This window comes from Sediminibacterium ginsengisoli (assembly GCF_900167075.1).
GTDB lineage: Bacteria > Bacteroidota > Bacteroidia > Chitinophagales > Chitinophagaceae > Sediminibacterium > Sediminibacterium ginsengisoli.
Genome location: NZ_FUWH01000002.1, coordinates 478,027 through 498,952, shown reverse-complemented (window position 1 = coordinate 498,952; position 20,926 = coordinate 478,027). Strand labels below are relative to the sequence as shown.

The 20,926-nt window shown below is 47.1% G+C and carries 22 protein-coding genes and 1 tRNA gene; 17 read left to right on the top strand and 6 right to left on the bottom strand.

What is annotated here, in order from left to right; all coding sequences use genetic code 11:
- The first annotated feature begins 74 nt into the window (after positions 1-74).
- On the top strand, positions 75-1,478 hold the full coding sequence (locus tag B5D42_RS05330) for a chloride channel protein (protein WP_078830405.1): 1,404 nt from the start codon (positions 75-77) through the stop codon (positions 1,476-1,478).
- Positions 1,479-1,680: 202 nt separating this feature from the next.
- On the top strand, positions 1,681-2,319 hold the full coding sequence (locus B5D42_RS05325) for a hypothetical protein (RefSeq protein ID WP_078830404.1): 639 nt from the start codon (positions 1,681-1,683) through the stop codon (positions 2,317-2,319).
- 78 nt (positions 2,320-2,397) lie between these two features.
- On the opposite strand, the gene B5D42_RS05320 is transcribed toward B5D42_RS05325, so the two are convergent.
- Positions 2,398-2,468, bottom strand: a tRNA-Cys gene (locus tag B5D42_RS05320).
- Between the two features lie 95 nt (positions 2,469-2,563).
- Here B5D42_RS05320 and B5D42_RS05315 point away from each other — a divergent pair.
- From B5D42_RS05315 to B5D42_RS05300, 4 genes are read left to right on the top strand one after another with little or no spacing between them, the layout of a single operon-like run.
- Positions 2,564-3,442, top strand: coding sequence for a nucleoside phosphorylase (locus B5D42_RS05315; protein ID WP_078830403.1), 879 nt, complete (start codon positions 2,564-2,566; stop codon positions 3,440-3,442).
- A 20-nt stretch (positions 3,443-3,462) separates the two neighbouring features.
- Entirely contained in the window at positions 3,463-4,239 is a 777-nt protein-coding gene (dapF, locus tag B5D42_RS05310) for a diaminopimelate epimerase (RefSeq protein WP_078830402.1), read from the top strand.
- Positions 4,240-4,279: 40 nt separating this feature from the next.
- Positions 4,280-5,221: a magnesium transporter CorA family protein gene (locus B5D42_RS05305; protein ID WP_078830401.1), complete on the top strand. Its 942-nt coding sequence runs from the start codon at positions 4,280-4,282 to the stop codon at positions 5,219-5,221.
- Between the two features lies 1 nt (position 5,222).
- A complete protein-coding gene (locus B5D42_RS05300) occupies positions 5,223-5,687 on the top strand; it encodes an NUDIX domain-containing protein (RefSeq protein WP_078830400.1) in 465 nt (154 codons plus the stop codon).
- Here the strand turns inward: B5D42_RS05300 and B5D42_RS05295 are convergent.
- Positions 5,684-6,490, bottom strand: a complete 807-nt coding sequence (locus tag B5D42_RS05295; protein WP_078830399.1) for a queuosine precursor transporter — start codon at positions 6,488-6,490, stop codon at positions 5,684-5,686. The two genes, B5D42_RS05300 and B5D42_RS05295, sit on opposite strands and share 4 nt — an antisense overlap.
- A complete protein-coding gene (locus tag B5D42_RS05290) occupies positions 6,487-6,792 on the bottom strand; it encodes a hypothetical protein (RefSeq protein WP_078830398.1) in 306 nt (101 codons plus the stop codon). The genes B5D42_RS05295 and B5D42_RS05290 overlap by 4 nt, the downstream gene beginning before the upstream one ends.
- A 124-nt stretch (positions 6,793-6,916) precedes the next feature.
- Between B5D42_RS05290 and B5D42_RS05285 the strand changes: the two genes are divergently transcribed.
- From B5D42_RS05285 to B5D42_RS05270, 4 genes are read left to right on the top strand one after another with little or no spacing between them, the layout of a single operon-like run.
- Positions 6,917-9,421 (top strand): YfhO family protein, encoded by a 2,505-nt coding sequence (locus B5D42_RS05285; RefSeq protein ID WP_078830397.1) that lies wholly within the window; start codon positions 6,917-6,919, stop codon positions 9,419-9,421.
- A gap of 37 nt (positions 9,422-9,458) precedes the next feature.
- Positions 9,459-10,376 (top strand): glycosyltransferase family 2 protein, encoded by a 918-nt coding sequence (locus tag B5D42_RS05280; RefSeq protein ID WP_078830396.1) that lies wholly within the window; start codon positions 9,459-9,461, stop codon positions 10,374-10,376.
- 11 nt (positions 10,377-10,387) lie between these two features.
- The gene (locus B5D42_RS05275) at positions 10,388-11,080 is read left to right on the top strand and encodes an FkbM family methyltransferase (RefSeq protein ID WP_139366992.1); all 693 of its coding nucleotides are present in this window, start codon (positions 10,388-10,390) and stop codon (positions 11,078-11,080) included.
- 6 nt (positions 11,081-11,086) lie between these two features.
- Positions 11,087-11,971, top strand: a complete 885-nt coding sequence (locus B5D42_RS05270) for a hypothetical protein (protein WP_078830395.1) — start codon at positions 11,087-11,089, stop codon at positions 11,969-11,971.
- On the opposite strand, the gene B5D42_RS05265 is transcribed toward B5D42_RS05270, so the two are convergent.
- A complete protein-coding gene (locus tag B5D42_RS05265; protein WP_176112909.1) occupies positions 11,954-12,862 on the bottom strand; it encodes an FkbM family methyltransferase in 909 nt (302 codons plus the stop codon). The two genes, B5D42_RS05270 and B5D42_RS05265, sit on opposite strands and share 18 nt — an antisense overlap.
- A 145-nt stretch (positions 12,863-13,007) precedes the next feature.
- On the opposite strand from B5D42_RS05265, the gene B5D42_RS05260 reads away from it, so the two are divergent.
- Complete coding sequence (locus B5D42_RS05260; RefSeq protein WP_078830393.1) at positions 13,008-14,168, top strand: glycosyltransferase family 9 protein; 1,161 nt, start codon at positions 13,008-13,010, stop codon at positions 14,166-14,168.
- Here the strand turns inward: B5D42_RS05260 and B5D42_RS05255 are convergent.
- On the bottom strand, positions 14,137-14,916 hold the full coding sequence (locus B5D42_RS05255; protein WP_078830392.1) for a glycosyltransferase: 780 nt from the start codon (positions 14,914-14,916) through the stop codon (positions 14,137-14,139). The two genes, B5D42_RS05260 and B5D42_RS05255, sit on opposite strands and share 32 nt — an antisense overlap.
- A 19-nt stretch (positions 14,917-14,935) precedes the next feature.
- The gene (locus B5D42_RS05250) at positions 14,936-15,685 is read right to left on the bottom strand and encodes a menaquinone biosynthetic enzyme MqnA/MqnD family protein (RefSeq protein ID WP_078830391.1); all 750 of its coding nucleotides are present in this window, start codon (positions 15,683-15,685) and stop codon (positions 14,936-14,938) included.
- Between the two features lie 78 nt (positions 15,686-15,763).
- On the opposite strand from B5D42_RS05250, the gene purB reads away from it, so the two are divergent.
- The 6 genes from purB to B5D42_RS05220 all read left to right on the top strand — a co-directional run bounded on the left by purB (position 15,764) and on the right by B5D42_RS05220 (position 20,924).
- Complete coding sequence (gene purB / locus B5D42_RS05245) at positions 15,764-17,110, top strand: adenylosuccinate lyase (RefSeq protein ID WP_078830390.1); 1,347 nt, start codon at positions 15,764-15,766, stop codon at positions 17,108-17,110.
- A gap of 57 nt (positions 17,111-17,167) precedes the next feature.
- A complete protein-coding gene (locus tag B5D42_RS05240) occupies positions 17,168-17,809 on the top strand; it encodes a Crp/Fnr family transcriptional regulator (RefSeq protein WP_078830389.1) in 642 nt (213 codons plus the stop codon).
- A gap of 116 nt (positions 17,810-17,925) precedes the next feature.
- The gene (locus B5D42_RS05235) at positions 17,926-19,335 is read left to right on the top strand and encodes an MBL fold metallo-hydrolase (protein ID WP_078830388.1); all 1,410 of its coding nucleotides are present in this window, start codon (positions 17,926-17,928) and stop codon (positions 19,333-19,335) included.
- 33 nt (positions 19,336-19,368) lie between these two features.
- Entirely contained in the window at positions 19,369-19,932 is a 564-nt protein-coding gene (locus B5D42_RS05230; RefSeq protein WP_078830387.1) for a YeeE/YedE family protein, read from the top strand.
- Between the two features lie 9 nt (positions 19,933-19,941).
- Positions 19,942-20,409: a YeeE/YedE family protein gene (locus B5D42_RS05225; RefSeq protein ID WP_078830386.1), complete on the top strand. Its 468-nt coding sequence runs from the start codon at positions 19,942-19,944 to the stop codon at positions 20,407-20,409.
- Between the two features lie 128 nt (positions 20,410-20,537).
- Positions 20,538-20,924, top strand: coding sequence for a hypothetical protein (locus B5D42_RS05220; protein ID WP_078830385.1), 387 nt, complete (start codon positions 20,538-20,540; stop codon positions 20,922-20,924).
- The last annotated feature ends 2 nt before the right edge of the window (positions 20,925-20,926 follow it).

Sequence of the window (20,926 nt, the reverse complement as noted above, 5' to 3'; positions counted from 1 at the left end):
GCACACCCCAACAGCGTAATATCAGTAACTTTACAGGATACAGCTTCAGACAGATCCATTTAAAATCCTGTAAAATGAATATATTTTTCAGACTGAGAAAGATCCTTAAATCAAAATTTGACCAGGTCTCCAATGAACGTTTGAAAAATAATATTCTCAATGCCCTGCCTTTTTGGAGTGGCGCTTTTCTTTCGGGTTGCATCGCAGTATTATATGCAAAGCTTTTCTCCTGGGCCGAGGCCGGAACCTTTTACATTTTTCACAAAGCTTCATGGCTGTTCTTTATCGTCACGCCGCTTTGTTTTTTAATGTCATGGTGGCTGGTTAACAAATACGCTCCTTATGCCAGGGGAAGCGGCATTCCGCAGGTAAGCGCAGCGATAGAGCTGTCAAACCCGAAGCATAGCTACAAGGTGAACAAATTACTCAGTCTCCGTATCATCATTGTAAAAATCATCTCAAGTCTTACAATGGTATTCGGAGGCGGGGTTATTGGCCGTGAAGGACCAACTATCCAGATCTCCGCTTCGATCTTTAAAAAAATAAATGATCTTTTGCCAGCGTGGTACCCGAAAATCTCCAAACGTAATATGATCGTTACAGGTGCAGCAGCGGGTCTTGCAGCAGCTTTCAATACACCTCTCGGAGGAATTGTATTTGCGATTGAAGAATTAACGAAAACGCATTTCAGCTTTTTCAAATCCGCCTTGCTTACCGGCGTTATCATTGCAGGGCTTACCGCACTGAACTTCCTGGGCCCTTACCTCTATCTCGGTTATCCGCATCTCGACGCCCTTCCCGCATGGATCATGCTGCTTGTTATCCCGCTGGCGGTTATAACGGGTTTTGCCGGCAGCTGTATGTGTGAGCTGATATTGTACATTCTGAACAGGAAAAAACTGCTCAGGAAAATGCTGGTAAAAGTATTTTTTGTGGTACTATGTGGATTAATCATTGCTGCACTTGCCGTGCTGATAGATTTTAAAATGATGGGGTCAGGAAAAGAAATTATGGTTTCCACCCTCTTTACTGATGAAAAATACCTGGCCTGGTACGTTCCCCTTTTGAGAATGGGCGGATCAGTGGTATCGTTTGTTGCCGGCGGCGCAGGTGGTATCTTCGCTCCTTCTCTAAGCGCAGGGGCATCTATCGGCGCCGTTTTTGGCGGTTTCTTCAATCTTACCGCATCACAGGCAAACCTGGTTATTTTATGCGGCATGACCGGTTTCCTTACTGCAATCACACGCAGTCCCTTTACTTCTTCGATATTGGTCCTGGAAATGACCAACAGCCATAATGTGATCTTTTATATAATGGCAACGGCGCTTCTTTCCAACATGATTGCCCAGGCAGTAAGCCGGCATTCGTTTTACGACAGATTAAAGGATCAATATGTCAGGGAGATTCACCTGGAACCTGATACCAGGAACCAGGATAATACGGATGCAAAACCTGCTGAAACAAATATCCAAAACTGATGGGGTTAAAGTGATCTTTTACATCCTTGACAATCTGCGTCACAGTAAATTTTGAATTCCTCATATTGACAGTTAAATTTAAGTGCCGTTTCACTTTTTAAACTGTCCGGATTTCAGGGACACTTACAAGTGAGCACAATGATCTTTACAGAACAAGATTCACACTCCGATATCGGAATAAAATAATTCAACCAGGTTTAAGATGCTGCAAAACCGAGTTTCCCCCAATGGTTCTATTATCAGAACCGCAGCCCGTGGCGCATGGCTTGGCAATCGCGGGGTAATACATAACGAGGATAAAGAAATAGTAAGACCATTCACCATCAAAGCATGGATCATATGTATGCTGGAGTTCAGAGGCAGGCATCGTGAAATAATGCAGCCCGGCCTATGGACCGAACTTTTCTTTCTTGATGAAGCAACAGCATTCTCCGCCGGACACAGACCTTGTTTTCAATGCAGGTATAAGGACCATATACGGTTTAAGCAATGTTGGATACAGGGCAACCCACAATACAGTTTTGACATGAAAACGTCCATTAAATCAATTGATGACATTATTCATGCCGAACGCATTGGCAGCAACCGCATAAAAACAACCTATACCGAACAGATCAAAAATTTGCCAGACGGGACATTCATTAATAATAATGATGAATCTTATCTTCTTTCAGAAAGCAGGCTTTATCACTGGACACCATATGGGTATGACAGGTCAGAGAATGCCTTCCCAGAGGAACCCGTTGAAGTATTGACACCGCACTCTATTGTTAATGCATTTAAGGCAGGATATAATCCCCAAATAGACAAGACCGCCGGCAATACAGGCAGTATGTCATAATAGTCGTCATGGTCAGGTATTGAATGTACGGGATATGTAACCAAAAAGGGCTCCCACTTTCGTGAAAACCCTTTTCCGAGGTCCCGAGCGGATTCGAACCGCTGTAGAAGCTTTTGCAGAGCTCTGCCTAGCCACTCGGCCACAGGACCTTTTGTGAAATCCGGCTGCGAAAATAAAGGAATCAGGGGAATTTTAAAATTCTAAAATAGAAAAAGCCGAAATTTGCTTCCTAACCCTTGTAATTATGAACAGGATCGCAGAAAGTGAATTGATCATCAACAGTCGCGGCGCCGTATACCACCTCGATGTAAGACCCGAAGAACTGGCCACTACCATCATTACCGTGGGAGACCCCGACCGTGTGGCAGCTGTGAGTAAACATTTTGACCGCGTGGAGGGTAAATACCAGCACCGCGAGTTTGTAACACATACCGGTTTTATAGGCAATAAACGCATTTCTGTTGTTTCCACAGGTATCGGTACCGATAATATCGATATTGTTCTGAATGAACTGGATGCCCTGGTGAACATCGATTTTGAAACCCGGATGATCAAACCGGAACTGACACATCTGTCTATTATCAGGGTAGGCACGTCCGGATCTCTGCAGGAGGATATCCCGGTTGACAGCTTTGTAGCCAGCACACACGGGCTGGGCATCGATAACCTGCTCAATTTTTACCGGCAGGATAATAATGATGAAGAACAGTTTATCCTGAAAGAATTCGCCAACCATACGCAATTGAGCAGCGGCTCTTTTGCGGCGCCCTATATCGCTTCAGCCGGTGCATCCGTGCTCAAGCATTTTGTGGAAGGATTCCATCATGGCATTACCGTAACCTGTCCTGGTTTCTACGGGCCACAAGGGCGTGTATTGCGTTTACCGCTTACCCATCCTGACCTGATCGATAAGCTGACCGGGTTCCGTTACGGCAATCACAGGATCACGAACTTCGAAATGGAAACAAGCGGCATCTATGGTATCGGTAAACTGCTCGGACATCATTGTCTCAGCCTGAACGCGATCGTAGCCAACCGGGTACGTAAAGAATTCAGCAAAGACGGCGCTGCGGCTGTAGAACAACTGATCCAAAAAGCATTATCGACCATAGCATCCATTTAATACAAACTGCTCCCGAGAACATGACATATACTTTCTACAAATACCAGGGCACCGGTAATGATTTCATCATTATGGATAACAGGGACGGAAATATTTCCCTCACCGAAGAACAGGTAAAACATCTCTGCGACAGGCGCTTCGGCATCGGAGCCGACGGGCTCATGCTGCTCAACACACTGCCAGGTTATGATTTTGAAATGATCTATTACAATTCGGATGGCAGGCCAAGCAGTATGTGCGGCAATGGCGGCCGTTGCCTCACCCGTTTTGCCTATGAGATGGGCATTCATTGTTCCCGGTATCGCTTTATGGCTGTAGATGGCGAGCACGAGGCAGAGCTGGCAGATCATGGCTGGATCAGGCTGAAAATGAAAGACGTGGACGATATCGAAGACCGCCGCGGAGATGCGGTGCTGAATACAGGATCACCGCATTATATAAAACCGGTAACGGATGTGATGGCCCTCGATGTTTATAAAGAAGGCCGCGCCATACGCTACAACAGGGAATTTGAATCGGCGGGAATCAATGTGAATTTTGTTGAGAACGACAATAACAGGATCATTGTACGGACTTACGAACGCGGCGTGGAAGACGAAACCTACAGCTGCGGCACAGGCGTAACGGCATCAGCACTCGTTTTTGCCCATAACGACAACGGCTTCAACCGTGTGGAGGTAAAAACAAAAGGCGGGCACCTGGCGGTGGAATTTGACAAAACCGGGGAAAGCAGTTTCCGTAACATATGGCTCTGCGGTCCGGCTACATTTGTATTCAAAGGCGAAATAAACAGCTGATCATTTCCCCGTTTTACAGATATTTATACCAAACTAACCCATGATCCAGTATTTTAAAAATATCAAAGGGCAGACAGTAGAGATCCACAAGCCCGAACCTGGCATCTGGGTGAACCTGGTGCCGCCCTTCAAGGAAGAAGAATTCATGGAGTTGGGAGAACGCCTTGATATCCCCATTGAATTTCTCCGCGATTCACTCGATATAGATGAACGGCCGCGTTATGAACTGGAAGACAATGTCAAGTTCGTTGTTATCAAAACACCTACAGAGAACAATTCATTCAACGACAGCGACGCGTTCTATATCACGATCCCGATCTGTATCATTCTTACGCAGAACCAGATCGTAACGGTGAACTCCTTCGATAACGGCGCCATCAAGAAATTCCTTAATTCATTTCAGAAACGTCATCCTGATAAACAGAATATGATGATCCTGAAAGTGTTTGAAAAAGTGGTACAGAATTTCATGGAGTTCCTGAAAGAGATCAACCATCGCCGCAACCAGTACGAGACAAGCCTGTACGAAAGCAACAGCAACAAGGATCTGCTGAACCTGATGCGGATCCAGAAAAGCCTGGTGTATTTTGTTACCGCACTCCGCAGCAATGAAATGCTGATGATGAAACTCGAGCGCACCAACTTCCTGGCATTGAATGAAGAAGAAAGAGAATTCCTGAATGACCTCATCGTAGATACCAGCCAGGCGCTTGAAATGGCGAATATCTATACCAATATCCTCACCAGTACCCTCGATGCTTTTGCCAGCATTATCAGCAATAACCTGAACAATGTGATGAAGCGGCTTACATCCATCACCATTATTCTTTCATTGCCGGTTATGGTAGCCAGCCTGTACGGTATGAACGTAGTGGATATTCCTTTTGCCAATTCACCGCATGCGTTCTATGTTCCCATTGCCCTGTCGATTGTACTTGCAGTAGTGATCAGCTGGTATTTTGCAAAAAAGAAATGGTTCTGATATGGCCTGTTTCAATGTACGCGTCTATGGTGTCTTGCTGAACAGTGAACGGCAACTATTGGTGTCGGATGAGCTCATCAAAGGGAATTCCTACACGAAATTACCTGGTGGCGGACTTGAGCCCGGCGAAGGCACCCGTGATTGTCTGAAACGTGAATTCATGGAAGAAACAGGGCTTAACATAGAAGTGGGGAATCATCTTTACACAACCGATTTTTACCAGGTTTCAGCATTCAATCACCGCGACCAGATCATATCCATCTATTATTATGTTCATGTAGCAGAACCAATGAACCTGCCCGCAGCAACAACTCCTTTTGCATTCACGCCCGGACAGGTCAGCAATCCCGATGAAGAAAGCCTCTTATTCAGGTGGATTCCCTGGCAGGAGATCCGCGAAGAGGTCATGACTTTACCTATCGACAAAGTGGTCATGCGTATGCTCAAAAACGAAACGGGCCGTTAACCCGCAGCCGGAATATTCATCATTTCTCCCTCCTCACCCATCGCCGCACGCTTCATCTGACGGGCTTTTGCAGGGCCAACATATTTTTCAATCCTTTTTTCTACAAGATAGATCAGTGGTGTGAGGATGATGGCCATGATAAACTTATAGGTGTAGTTCACCACGCAGATGGCCAGTACGAGCTGCCAGCTCCAGTCCTTCCCGATCTTGAAAGCGATAAACAGCACGATAAAACTATCCACGAGCTGTGATACCATTGTTGATCCCGTTGCACGCAACCAGATCCATTTCTCCCCGGTTCTTTTTTTGATGCGGTGAAAGACGGTCACATCCACGATCTGGCTTACCAGAAATGCCACCAGGCTGCCGAAAATGATCCACATACCCTGGCCGAATATCCCGCCGAACGCATTTTGCATATCCGGGATCCCGTCTTGCTTACCAGACCCGATCCAGAAATCTGCGGGCGCCATATGGATGGCCACATAAAACATCACAAATGCATAAGAGATCAGCGCAACTGCGGTATAACTGATCCGTTTCACCGCTTTGGGGCCGTAATATTCGTTTACAATATCAGTCACAATAAACTCGAGCGGCCAGAGCAGCACGCCACAGGTAAGATTATAGGACAAGCCTTTTTCGCCAAACAATGAAATATTGGCCGGAGGAATACCCAGTATTTTTTCAAGCGAAAATATTTTTCCGCCGATGCATTCTGCGATCAGCGCATTTGCCACGAAAAAGGCAGTGATGCCAAGCAGTAATTTCGTGGGCCGGTCTTTCAGTATATGCTGTATCATGCGGGCAATATAAAATAGATGAAGAACTGAAGTATGAGGAAAAACAGGTTCGCAAATGCCAGCCATCGGGGCAGCCTGAATGGCTTCCTGTTAATGAGCAGGATGGCATAGCTGGTATTTACGCCCAGGTTGAGGAAAGGCGACACGAACCAGCCCAGCACGATCACAATACCACTGATCTCCTGCTGCCCTGCAAAACCCGGGCTGCCATTGGCAAAATGTATCCGCTGTATGATCACACAGACCAGGAAAAAAAGGTTACAGATAAAAGCAAAACGTGAAAAAAATGAAAGGCCTTTCATAAAACCGACGATTTAGCAGCCGGACTCACCACAAATTACAATCCCCGGGCATATAATTGCCCCCGGAAGCGATAAATATCAAAAATTTTTCGTGTAGGTTTGCGAACAAGCATAAACAGATTACATGAAGAACTTCCAATGGAAATCGCTTTTACCACACGTGATCGCTGTGGCCGTATTCGTGATCGTTGCCGTTATTTACTGTAAACCGGCCCTGGAAGGCAAAGTCCTTGCCCAGACCGACGTTATTCACTGGAAAGGAATGGCACAGGATATGGTGAACTACCAGCAAACCCATGACAACAAATGGCCGCTGTGGAACAATAACCTTTTCAGCGGCATGCCCGGTTACCAGGTAGCGATCGGTTCCGACAATGCTTTGTCGCCCGCCCTCTTTCACCAGCTCTTCATGTTGTACCTGCCTAAACCAATCGGGTATTTTTTCCTGCTTTGTATCGGGTTTTACTTCCTGTCGCAGGTCGTCCGCGTTAATCCCTGGCTCGGCATATTAGGCGGCCTGGCTTATGCTTATGCAACTTACAGTCCTATTATTATATCTGTTGGTCACGATACCAAAATGCAGGCGATGGGCTATCTCCCGGCCTTACTGGGAGCGTTATGGCTCATCTACCAGCGCAAATACTGGTGGGGCGGAGCTCTTACCGCTTTATTCACCGCTATGATGATCGCGATGAACCATCCGCAGGTGGCTTATTATTTTGTGCTGATGGCTGTGGTAATGAGCGTTGCCTTTGCCATTCACTGGATCCGTCAAAAAGAATACAAGCACATGCTGCTTGCTTTTGCGATCGCAGCAGTTGCGGCCGCTACCGGTGCAACAACCGGCTTGGTCAATATTGCAACTTCTGCAGATTATGCCAAAGCAACCATGCGGGGCGGAACTGCCAACCTCGATACCACCGCAGCTAATGGTGCGGCAGTTAAAAAAAGTGATGGTCTTCCGATCGACTATGCATTCCATTACGGCAGCGTAGGTGTTGCAGAAACCTATACATTCCTGGTACCCGGCATTTATGGCGGCAGCAGCAGTAATGAGCTCACCGGCAGCTCGCATATTGCCAAAGCGATCATGGCAAAGGGCGCACCGGAAGAACAGGCAGCCCAGATTGCTGCATCCATGCCTACCTACTGGGGTTCACAACCTGGCAACGCAGGACCGGTGTATTTCGGTGCTGTGATCTGCTTCCTGTTCCTGCTGGGCATGGTTTATCTGAAAACATGGCACAGGTGGTGGATTTTAGCTACCTGTATCATCGCCATACTGATGAGCTGGGGCAGCAATTTTATGTCGCTGAACAGCTTCCTCTTCAATCACCTGCCGCTTTACAATAAATTCAGGGCACCGAGCATTATCCTGGTACTTCCGCAATTGCTGTTCCCGCTGCTGGGAGTAATGGCGTTGCAGAAATTCCTGTTTGAAGAAACAGACAAAGCTGCTGCGCTGGCAAAGCTGAAGAAAACAGTATACGTGACTGCAGGTTTTATTATCGTAGCGGTACTGCTTTATCTTTCTTTCGATTATACCGGCAAAATGGACGAGCAGATCAAAGCCAGCTTTACACAAATGCTGGGAGGTAACCAGCAGGAAGGCAATTCATTGTATAGTGCACTGCGGGAAGACCGCAAATCCTTGTTCGGTGCAGATCTGGTACGCAGCATCCTGCTGATCGCTGCATCGGTTGCATTATTATGGCTGGCATTGAAACAGAAATTAAAAGCGATCTATGTAGCCATTGCGCTCCTGGCCCTCAGTTCTTTCGATCTGCTGGCTGTGGGCAGACGCTACCTGAACGATAACAATTACCAGGAAGCGGAAGCCATGAACGATAACTATTTCAAGGCAACACCGATAGATGCTGAGATCAATAAGGATACCACCCATGCCAGGGTATTTAACCTTGCATCGCAGGAAGGACCGTTCAATGACGCGATCACTTCTTATCACCACAGATCGATCGGTGGTTACCATCCTGCCAAACTGAGCATTTATAACGACCTGATCGAATACCAGCTCAGCAGGCAGCCGATGAACATGCAGGTACTGAACATGCTCAATACGCGTTATTTCATATTCCCGAATAACCAGAACGGACAGCCCATGCTGCAGATCAACCCGGATGCACTCGGACCTGTATGGTTTGTAAAACAGGTACATTTTGTGAACGGACCTGCCAACGCCATGAAAGCGCTGAACCATTTCAATGCGAAAGACACCGCGATTGTTGAGGAAAAATACCGCAAAGACATCAGCGCACTACCGGTTGCAGATTCAACTGCCAGGATCAGGCTGGTTAAAAACGATAACGATTACATCCAGTACCATTATAAAGCGGCTACTAACCAGTTCGCCGTATTCAGCGAAGTGTTTTACGATCGCGGCTGGAAAGCGACCATCGACGGTAAAGAACTGCCCATCGTGGCAACCAACTATGTGTTGCGCGGTCTTGCTCTTCCTGCGGGTGAACACGATATCATATTTGAATTCAGACCATCCTCCTACTATACCAGCATGAAAGCAGCTATCGGCGCTTCTGTTATCGTATGGCTGGGACTGATCGGCGCTGTGATCGCAAGTTTTGCAGGTAAAAGGAAAGAACAAAACGCATAACACGCTTAGCGGTGACTGAACTATCTTTGAGCGTTTTATGAGTACATCTTTCCAAATATCGGTAGTGATCTGCACCTATAACCGCGCAACCTATATACAGGATGCATTGGTAAGCCTGTATGCGCAAACACTTGATAAATCGCTGTTTGAGGTACTCGTGGTGAACAATAACTCCACTGATGACACGGAAGCGGTTTGCCGGCAGTTTATAGGCAATCACCCGGAAATGAATACTACTTTCCTGAACGAACCCAGGCAGGGAGCATCTTTTGCAAGGAATACGGGTTCGGCCCTGGCAAAGTCGCCCTTGTTATGTTTTATGGATGATGATGCCGTGGCTACACCCGATTACCTGGAACGGATCATCCGCTTTTTCGGACAGCATGCGGATGCCGGCGGACTAGGCGGCAGGATCATCCCGCGTTATATTCCTTCAGAACCTGAATGGATGAGCTATTACGTCTCTTCACTTGTAGGAAATTTCGATTATGCACCGGAAGTGAAGGTATTTGAACCCGGCAAGTATCCGCTCGAGTCCAATATGATCGTACGCAAGGCTGATTTTGACCGGATCGGAGGTTTCAATTCAGCACTTCCGGGTGTTGTAGGGACCTTACGGATCGGAGGTGAGGGTAAGGATTTCTTTCTGCGTTTACAGGCGCTGGGTAATCGTATTTATTATGATCCGGCTATTAAGGTAGACCATGTGGTTGAAGTAAGCAAACTTACCCGCGAATATATGTACCGTGTGGCCAGCGGTATCGGTCGCGGTGAACGTGTGCGGATGAAGGAAAAAGGCGGGAACGCACTTTTCATGAAACTGCTCGAATACCTGTTTAAACTGGGTGCATCGGTGATACTGGGAATAAAATATACATTGCAGGGGCATCCTGCCAAAGCAGCCCCCGTGATCAGATTCCGGATCGATGCATTAAAAGGATTACTCAATTATTAAGAAAGCCGTTTATGGGCAACCTCAGCAGAAAAATAAAAAAACATATCAGTCGCTTCTTCATGTTCCTGGATCAGAGCGCAAACTATTCCTATGCCCAGGAAGGAGAAGACCGTATCCTGCTGCGGTATTTCGGCAACAGGCCGGAAGGTTTTTATATCGATGTAGGTGCGCATCATCCCCGCACTTATTCCAACACTTACCTGTTCTATAAAAAGAACTGGCGGGGTATTAATATAGATGCCATGCCCGGATCTATGGCTCCATTCAGGAAAGAACGCAAACGTGATATCAATATCGAGGCGGCTGTTTCAGACCAGGAAATGGTGCTCGACTTCTATATCTTCAACGAACCTGCGCTGAACACGCTGGACAAAGAACTGGCCGAATCCAGGCACGATCCGGCTAAAAACCACCTGCTCCAGGGAAAGAAAGAAGTAAGAACAACCACACTTACCAAAATACTGGATGAACATTTGCCGGCAGGGCAAAAAATAGATTTCATGTCTGTTGATATCGAAGGGCACGACCTGCAGGCGCTGCGTTCGCTGGATTTCAGCAGGTACAGACCCGGACTGATCCTTGTAGAGATCTATGAACAGGATCCTTCGCAGACGGATATTTACAAGTTCCTTGCGGAAAAGAATTACAGCTTTATGTCGAAAGCCGTACTGACCTGCATTTTTAAAGATAACACTGTTGCTTAACCAGCTATGTTGAATACGCCCGTCCTGTTTATCATTTTCAACCGGCCCGAACAAACGGCCGAAACCTTTCATGCGATCAGGGCTGCAAGGCCTGCCAGGTTATTCGTATCTGCAGACGGGCCGCGGAAAAATCATCCCACAGATGCAGCAAACAGCAGTAAATGCAGGGAGATTGTAAAGCAGGTAGACTGGGACTGCGAAGTATCTTATCTGTTCAGGGATGAAAACATGGGTTGCAAGCTTGCGGTATCGGGGGGCATCACCTGGTTCTTCGAGCACGTGGAACAGGGTATCATTCTGGAAGACGACTGCCTGCCCCTGCCCTCTTTTTTCAGTTTCTGCGAAACGCTCCTGGAACGGTATAAGAATGATGAACGCATCATGCATATTTCCGGCAATAATTTCCAGTTAGGCAAACAAAGGGGCGATGCGAGTTATTATTTCTCAAGGTTCCCGCATATCTGGGGCTGGGCCAGCTGGCGCCGTGCATGGAATAAGTTCGATATTACGATGAGTGCTTATCCTTCGCTGCTCAATAATCCCGATTTTGTAAAATATGTAGACAATTTCATCCTCCCGCTCACTTATTCGGGCCAGCTGAACACCTGGGACAGCCAGTGGCTTTGTTCTGTTTACGCTAACAATGGCATCAGCATATTACCCAATACCAACCTGGTGAGGAATACCGGTTTTGCAGCACAGGGCTCCACCAATACGAGCGAATACCCCAGATGGTTTGGCAAACTCACTTATGGAGATATTAACGAGATCGTGCATCCTGCCGGAATAAAGCTGAACGATGCGGCAGACCTGTTCACAAAACGTAATATCCTGTCTTCCTTCCGGATGCGTGTAAAGCAAAAGCTGCGGAAATTATTCCGCCGCATTTAACCGCATTTCCGAGCTCACAAAAGCACAGGCCATTTCATCATCGTCTTTATGGAAGAAGCAGATGTCGTAAAATTCAAAAGGTGCTTTGTAACCTTCGATATAATCATGCATCTGAACGATACTGTCGAAGTCCTGAGTGGTCAGTGCCACGATGAAACGCCCCTGGTTATCGTAGAATAAGATGCGGTGATAGCCTGCATCTGCGAGTTTCCGCAACGTATCGATCCCCGGATCTTTCTGCTGACGCAGGAATTCGCGGTCGTATTCAAAAAACAGAACCGGTTTATTGCGTTCGATAAAGTCCATTGCTCCGCGCAGGATCATCATATCGTAACCGTCTGTATCCGTTTTAATAATTTTCACACGACTGAAATCGTATGCAGGATCTTTCGCAAGATCGTCAAAGCTGACCAGCCGGATACGGTCTTCGCCTTCGAGGATCGATGAAGTGCCTTCCACAAAAGTAGGTTTACCGGCTATTTCAGTTGTTTTTTCGGCCAGGTAGGTTTTGATCAGCGTAACGTCCGGAATGGACTGCGTGTTTTTTTCGAGCAATCCGAAATAATAATCGTTGCCTTCGATACAGATAACAGGAACGTCTGACATGTTCCTGATAAAAGCAGCAGTATCCCCGATATTCGCCCCGATATCCACTACCGCTGCGCCGGGAAATCTTCCTTCCACAAACCTCGCCAGCCTGGGCAGATTCAGGTTGTAGAACGGAAACTGGCGCATATTGAATTCTATCGTATGATTTTTATTGGCAAGCAGCTGAAAACGGCCGATCCGGAAAGTGCGCAGTCCGTCGCCGCCGAAAAAACTTTTCCGGTGAACGGGTTTCAGGGCATAGCCCATCGAATGAAACAGGTGTTTGAATGCTTTTTTTATCATGATGATGATTTCCCTATTACTTTTACAGGAAGCTACTGTTCCCGCATGCATCTCCGATAAGGATGCGCCGGAATGAGTGGTCTGCCGTTCCGACAAATATAGTTCATAGCGGCTTTCCCAGGTAAACCAACATAAGAAGCGTACCATGATGAATCGTTTAAAAGGCTGGATCTATGACATGGCCGGCTGGCTGGCCACTGCCGGTTCCAGACCGCCTGTTCAGAAAACGATCCTGGTTGTGCGGCTGGATGAGATCGGCGATTTTATGCTCTGGCATAAATTCCTGCCCGAAATAGTGGATGCGCCCGCTTATACCGGCTATTCCTTTCACCTGTATGCCAACAGCAGCTGGAAAAGCCTTTACGACCGTTTTTACAGCGATCTGCCGGTTGAAGTGACCTGGGTCAATAAAACGCAGTTCAAAAAAGACATCAAATACCGCTTGAACATATTGCGTTCAGCATACCACCTTCACAGCGAGATCGTTATTAACCCTGCCTATTCAAGGGATAAACGGAATGATGATGCCATTGTTGCAGCGGCAAGGGCCCAGGTAAGAATTGGCATGAAAAGCAATACCGAGAGCGTTAAATCTTATGAGAAGGGCTACGATCAGAAGTTATACACCAGGCTTTTCGATCTGCCGCAGCGGCCCGTTTTTGAATTTTACAGGAACAGTGCTTTTACTGATTTTGTAACGGGCAGTTCCAACTCAATCCGCGACACTTCGGTTGACCCGGGCCGTTTGCCTTCATTATCTTTCACACTTCCTGAAAAATATTTCGTGGTATTCCCTGGCTCCCGCAGTAAAGCGAGGATCTGGCCAACGGATCACTTTGCGGCTGTCAGCACTCACCTGCACCAGCGTTATGGATTTACGGCACTGGTTTGCGGCGGTCCCGGCGATATCGAATATACCAATGCTTTCTGCGCAGCTTATACCGGCCCGAAGCTGGATCTTACCGGCAAAACCTCGCTGCCTGAAATGCTGACCATATTTGCACATGCAAGCTGCCTTGTTTCCGTAGATACAGGTTCCGTTCACCTGGCTGCCGCTGCAGGATGTACGGTGTTCGGCATTTTCAACGGCTCGCAGTACAAACGTTTTGCGCCCTATCCGCAGAACATGCATCCTGGTTTCTTCGCCATCTATCCGGATGAAATTGAAGAAGACCTTGCAGACCCGCAACTGGTGAAAGAAAAATATGAATTTGTAATCAGCGTGCCTTACGCTTCGGTGAAAGCTGAAAAAGTAATTGCCGCCACAGAAAAAGCTACCAGTTTTCTCCGCCCAGCTTTTTCTTGATACGGAACAACCATTTACCCAATCCGGTATTCAACAGGTGATGCAGGGTTTTCAGGCGCAGCTGCCAGAGGATCATGGGCATGGAACGCCCGTAATAACTTTCATACACAGTTCTTGTTTCCTTTAATGCGCGCAGGTAAGCGGTGGAACTGATACCTGTATCATCGAACACGGTAATTGTTTTATCGATATAGCGATAAGGCTCATCTGCAATCCGGCACATCAGGTCATAATCCATCGCGATCTTATAATCTTTAAAACCACCGATCCTTCCGTATACTTCTTTTCTTACAAACCAGGTCGGATGCAATACGCTTCGCATACCGCGGTACAGCTTATCCTTTTCAAAAGGTTTTCCAACTGTTACAGGTTGCCCGCCGCGGATCATACTCAGGTTTCCGCTTGTCCACTGAACCGCCGGGTCCGATTCAAACACCTGCATCATAGCAGCGATCACATCGGCTGATGCGTACAGATCTCCCGAATTGAGCAAATGCGTTACTTCACCGGCGGCGAGATGTATCCCTTTGTTAAATGCATCGGCTATACCCCTATCCCTTTCATTGATCCATTTCCTGTATACCGGCTGTGGCGTATGTTCCAGCCATTGCCGGATATCCGGCGCTGTAGACCCGTTGATGATATAATGTTCATCCGGATGACGCTCCTGCCGGTCTACCGATGCACAGGTTGCCTGCAGGTCTGCCAGGTTATTGAAACAAATGGTGATGACGGAAACTGTTGCCATATGCTTTACTGACCGGTGATCAGCGCGGGTTATTTTTCAATTTTTCCAGGAATAATGCGAGTCCGGCCTTTTTTGCTTCGTCCAGGTTATAATCGATATTCTCTGTGTAATAATGTTTGAGATCGTAGACCGGGTATGCTTCCTCCTTTACCACTTCATCGACATGTGCCAGCCCATGTGCATTTGCCGCATTAAAAGATACGATAAAATCATTGTCGAGCTGCTTGTTGGCTACCCAGGCTGCAAATACGAATGGCAGTCCGGTGTGTTGTTTCCAGGCCGCGGACAGATCATAAACATAAGGGGAAATATTGCGTTGTTCGAGCGCCCTGTCGCCTATTACCACACCTGCAGTGGTTCCTTTGATATGTTCCCGGAAATCTTCCCGTGCATTTTCGAACCGGATGTCTTTTTTCCAGTACTCGCGCAGCAGTACGCGGGCCAGGTTAACCGAAGTACGGCTCTGGTAATCGAGCAGCAGCGTTTCAGTCTCTTCCAGCGGCACTTCGCTGAAAATGCACACAGAAGCCACATCGCCATCGGCTCCGATGCAATAATCGCTGATAATATGGGATTCTTTCAATTCAGGGATAATAGCTACCGGCACCAGTCCCGCATCGATCTCATCGTTCACCAGCATGGCGGCTATCCGGGAAGGATAGGCTTCGGTCAGTTCTATGTTCCCGGCCACCTTGGAATGCCTGATTCCGTATAATAAAGGTCTTGTATTCAGATAACTTACTGCTCCAATGCGTATTCTCTTCTCCAATTCGGTTATTTTTGCACAAAGGAACCAAAATTTGCGATCAAAAATCGCTGATTCACCACTTTATTAATTGCAAAAAACATGGAATTGACCGCTCTGTCCGCCATTTCACCTGTAGACGGCCGTTACCGTAAACAGGCAGCCCACCTCGATAATTATTTCTCCGAATACGCACTGATCAGGTACCGGGTACTGGTGGAGATTGAATATTTCTTTTTCCTCGCCGGAAAAAAATTCTTTAAGCTGCCGCAGAAAGCAAGGCTGCATCTTCAGAAAGTACTGGAGCAATTCAGCATGGAAGACGCACAGCATATCAAGGAAATAGAAGCAATTACCAATCACGATGTAAAAGCGGTTGAATATTTCCTGAAAGAGCAGCTGGACAAAGCCGGTATCCCCGAACTGAAAGAATGGATCCATTTCGGACTCACTTCGCAGGATATCAACAATACATCCATCCCGCTGAGCTGGAAACATTGCATGGAGCATGAATACCTGCCTGCACTGGTAAACCTTCAGCATACACTTACACAACTGGCAAAACAATGGAAAACGGTATCCATGCTTGCCAGAACACACGGGCAACCGGCATCTCCTACCAGTCTCGGTAAAGAGATCATGGTATTCGTAGAAAGGATCAGCAACCAGGTAGCGCTGTTTTCAGCAATCCCCTATGCTGCAAAATTCGGCGGGGCTACCGGTAACTTCAATGCACATCATGTGGCATTCCCGAAAAAGAACTGGGTAAGCCTCGGTAACGAATTTGTAGACCAGACGCTAGGCCTGCAACGGATGCAGTTTACTACACAGATTGAACACTACGATAACCTGGCCGCACATTTTGATGCCATCAAACGTATCAACAATATCCTGGTTGATCTTTGCCGCGATATCTGGACCTATATCAGCATGGATTATTTCAAGCAGAGAACAAAAAAAGGCGAAGTAGGCTCATCCGCTATGCCGCATAAGGTAAACCCGATCGACTTTGAAAATGCAGAAGGAAACCTGGGCATTGCAAATGCTTTGCTGGAGCATCTTTCAGCAAAACTACCGGTGAGCAGGCTGCAACGGGACCTGACCGATTCAACGGTACTGCGTAATATCGGCGTACCCGTGGCACATATCACCATTGCACTGAAATCGCTGGAAAAGGGGCTTGGTAAATTAGTGCTTAATGAAGCTGCGCTGCAACAGGATCTCGAGAATAACTGGGCAGTGGTTGCAGAAGCGATCCAGACCATTCTGCGTCGCGAAAATTATCCGAATCCATACGAAGCACTGAAAGATCTCACACGCGGGAATGCGAAGATCGATAAGAAAGCTATCCATAGTTTCATCGCTTCGCTGAAGATCAGCGCTGAGCTGAAAAAAGAACTGAAAGAGATCACACCTTCAGGATATACAGGTGTTCATCCTTCATTCTAATTATAAATTCAGGCCCGGTAAAATACCGGGCTTATTTTTTGCTCCCATTCTGACCACATGATTACAACAGAAGAAATCCTGGGTTTATTTCCCTCCTTCGACAGGCCGCTTGCGGAAACGATCGCGCAGCATGCCAGCCTGCAACGTTTCCGGGAAGGAACCACACTGATCAGAACAGGACAGCAGATCCGATCCATCCTGCTTATTACAGCAGGACTTGTAAAGCTGTCGCGCGAGGAAGAAGACGGAGGCGAATTCTTCATGTATTACCTCCAGCCCGGGCAGGCATGTGCGCTTTCACTGATGTGTACAGCCAAAGACCAGCGCAGCGAGGTAACAGCCGTTGCAACAGAAGACACTGAAGCACTAGCCATACCGGTTGCACTAATGGACACACTGATGCGGGAACACAGGCGCTGGTATGTTTATGTGCTGGAGACCTATCGTTCACGTTTCGGGGAATTGCTGAACACGATAGACCAGATCGCTTTCAGGAATATGGACCAGCGGCTGCTTTTCTACCTGAAAAAACAGCAGGAAGTATCGGGAACGGCCCGGTTATCGCTTTCGAATACAGCCATTGCCAAAGAACTCAACTCATCACGGGAAGTCATTTCCAGGCTCATGAAGCAACTTGCAGAAAAAGGATATATCACCCAGCACAAAGGGTATACCGAGATCCTGAAGCTGCCCGGCTGATTGTTCAGAATTCCCTTTTCAGACATTGATCAGCCATCGGCGTGACCAATGTCACGTTTCATTAATTGCGTATATGCCAGTTTTGCAATATTCACTTACCTGTAAAAACAGCATATATGAAAATAGAACAGATTTACACCGGCTGCCTGGCACAGGGCGCTTATTATATTGAAAGCAATGGCGAAGCCGTGATCATCGACCCCCTGCGCGAAACAGAACCTTATCTCCGCAGAGCTGCCAATGATGGCGCACAGATCAAATATATTTTCGAAACACATTTTCATGCCGATTTTGTAAGCGGGCATCTCGACCTGGCTGCAAAAACAGGCGCAACCATTGTTTACGGCCCGACTGCGAAACCAGGTTTTACGGCACATGTAGCTGAAGACGGGGAAATACTCACTGTAGGAGATATTTCATTCCAGGTATTACATACGCCAGGCCATACCATGGAGAGCAGCTGCTTTCTCCTGAAAGACGAAAAAGGTAACAATAAAGCTTTATTTACCGGCGACACATTATTCATCGGTGATGTGGGCAGGCCGGACCTTGCCCAGAAAGTAAACGCATCTTTAACGGAAGACATGCTTGCGGGGTTGCTGTACGATTCACTGCACAACAAAATCCTTCCGCTGGAAGACGGCATCATTATTTATCCTGCACATGGGGCCGGCAGTGCCTGCGGCAAGAATATGAGCCGTGAAACCACAGATACCCTGGGACATCAGCGCGCAGTAAATTATGCACTGCAGCCAATGACGCGTGAACAGTTTATCAAAGAAGTCACAACCGGATTAACACCGCCTCCCGGCTATTTCCCGGAGAATGTATTGCTCAATCTGAACGGATACGAAAGCTTTGACACAGTTATTGAACGCAGTAAAAAAGGACTCAACATTGCCGATTTTGAAAAAGCTGCGCAAAATGACGAAGTTCTGCTGATCGATACAAGAACGCCGGATATGTTTGCAGCAGGCTTTATCCCGGGATCCGTTAATATCGGTATCGATGGCAGTTTTGCACCATGGGCAGGAACACTGATCCCCGATATTCAGCAAAAGATCTTACTGGTAACCGAAGCGGGCCGCGAGGAAGAAACCATTACCAGGCTTGCAAGGATCGGATATGATCATTGCATCGGTTATCTCGAAGGTGGATTTAATGCTTGGAAAGCAGCCGGGAAAGCGACAGATCAGATCAGCTGCATCACAGCTGTGGAAATGGCAGCAAAAACAGAACAAGCTCCTGTACTGGATGTGCGGAGGCAAAGTGAATATGAAAGCGAGCATCTTGTAAATGCGATCAATGTTCCGTTGGATTATATCAACCAGCATTTGCCGGAACTGGATAAAGAACGTACCTATTATGTTCATTGCGCAAGCGGTTACCGGTCGATGATCTTTTGTTCTATCTTAAAAGCGCGGGGTTATAATAACATGATCAATGTAAACGGGGGATTCCAGGCATTGAAGAGCAGCGGACTGTTTGAGATTACAGATTATAAATGCCCGATGACCATGTTATAATCACAACTGCTGTTTACCTTTAAAGAAAATCTGATGATGTCTATATTGAAAGAGCCCTGGCCCTGGTATGTGGCGGGGATATTGATCGGGCTTACCGTTCCCGTTTTGCTGATCGCAGGAAATAAGCAGTTCGGCATTTCAGCTAACCTGCGCCATATCTGCGCTTCCTGTTTCCCGGGGAAAGTTTCATTCTTCAGGTATGACTGGCGAAAAGAGCGCTGGAACCTTGTATTTGCAGCAGGCATTCTTATCGGCGGATATATTGCAGCTACCTTTCTCAGTAATGGGCAGGATATAAAGGTTAATCCAGAACTGGTACAACAATTAAAATCTTACGGCATTACCGACTACAGCAATATGGTTCCGCGGCAATTATTCAATTTCGGATCCCTGCTGACATTGAGAGGCTGGGTGATGCTCGTAGGCGGCGGTTTTCTGGTGGGTTTCGGCACGCGTTATGCCGGCGGCTGCACAAGCGGCCATTCGATCATGGGTCTGAGTACATTGCAATGGCCATCACTGGTAGCCACCATTTGTTTCATGGCGGGTGGATTTATCATGGCAAACCTCATCCTGCCTTTTATTCTTGCATTATAACCGATACAAATGTCAACAACCTATTCTGTAAACAATACAACCAACACAGCTGAAAAAGGCCGCAAACATTATTTACGGTATCTTTTAACAGGTATTATGTTCGGGATCGTTTTTGTGAAAGCGGAGATCATCTCCTGGTTCCGGATACAGGAAATGTTCAGACTTCAGAGCTTTCATATGTATGGCGTGATCGGCACCGCAGTGATCACAGCGGCGTTATCCGTATGGCTGATCAGGAAGTTTGGCATCAGAACACTGGATGGTGAAAAGATCACTATCCAGCCAAAAAAATTCAAACAGGGTCAGATCTGGGGCGGCCTGATCTTCGGGTTAGGCTGGGGTTTGACCGGCGCCTGTCCCGGGCCGCTGTTTGCCCAGATCGGAACAGGGGCACTTGTTGTAATTGTTGTGCTGGCCAGCGCAGTGGCAGGTACCTGGACCTATGGCTACCTGAGCAGCAGAATAAAAAACGATTAAAAACGTTTATAACCGATTGTTTTTCAGCTTTTCACAGGTATTCCTGACCATAATCATACAGCTGCATGACTGGTATCTTAAAGCCTGTTTTCCCATACCGGTACCTTTGGGCTTCTATTTTGTAGCTAATGAAAATGCAAGCGCCTGTTATAATCGAAAACAACCTGTTGTTCAAGCAACTGAAGTATGAAGCGGATACGTGGAAAAGACACCTCTCATTCATTATGGAAGAAAATATCCGGATGAAGAACAGGCTCGCAGATATACTGAAAGACAATTTTGACCAGCGCCTCCTGCCGGATATAGATTCCTTCCAGGAAATATTACTCAGGGAGGATGCACGGATCGGTTTGCTGAGAGATGATATTGCCAAACTGGATCAGGCGCTTGAAAAAGAGACTAGCAGCATCATGAGAACAAAAATGGCCGGTATCAGGCAACTGATGGCCCATGCAGAGAAAAACGCTTTACAGCTGAAGCAGGACTTCAATCTTTTCCTGACCAATAATATCTGAGC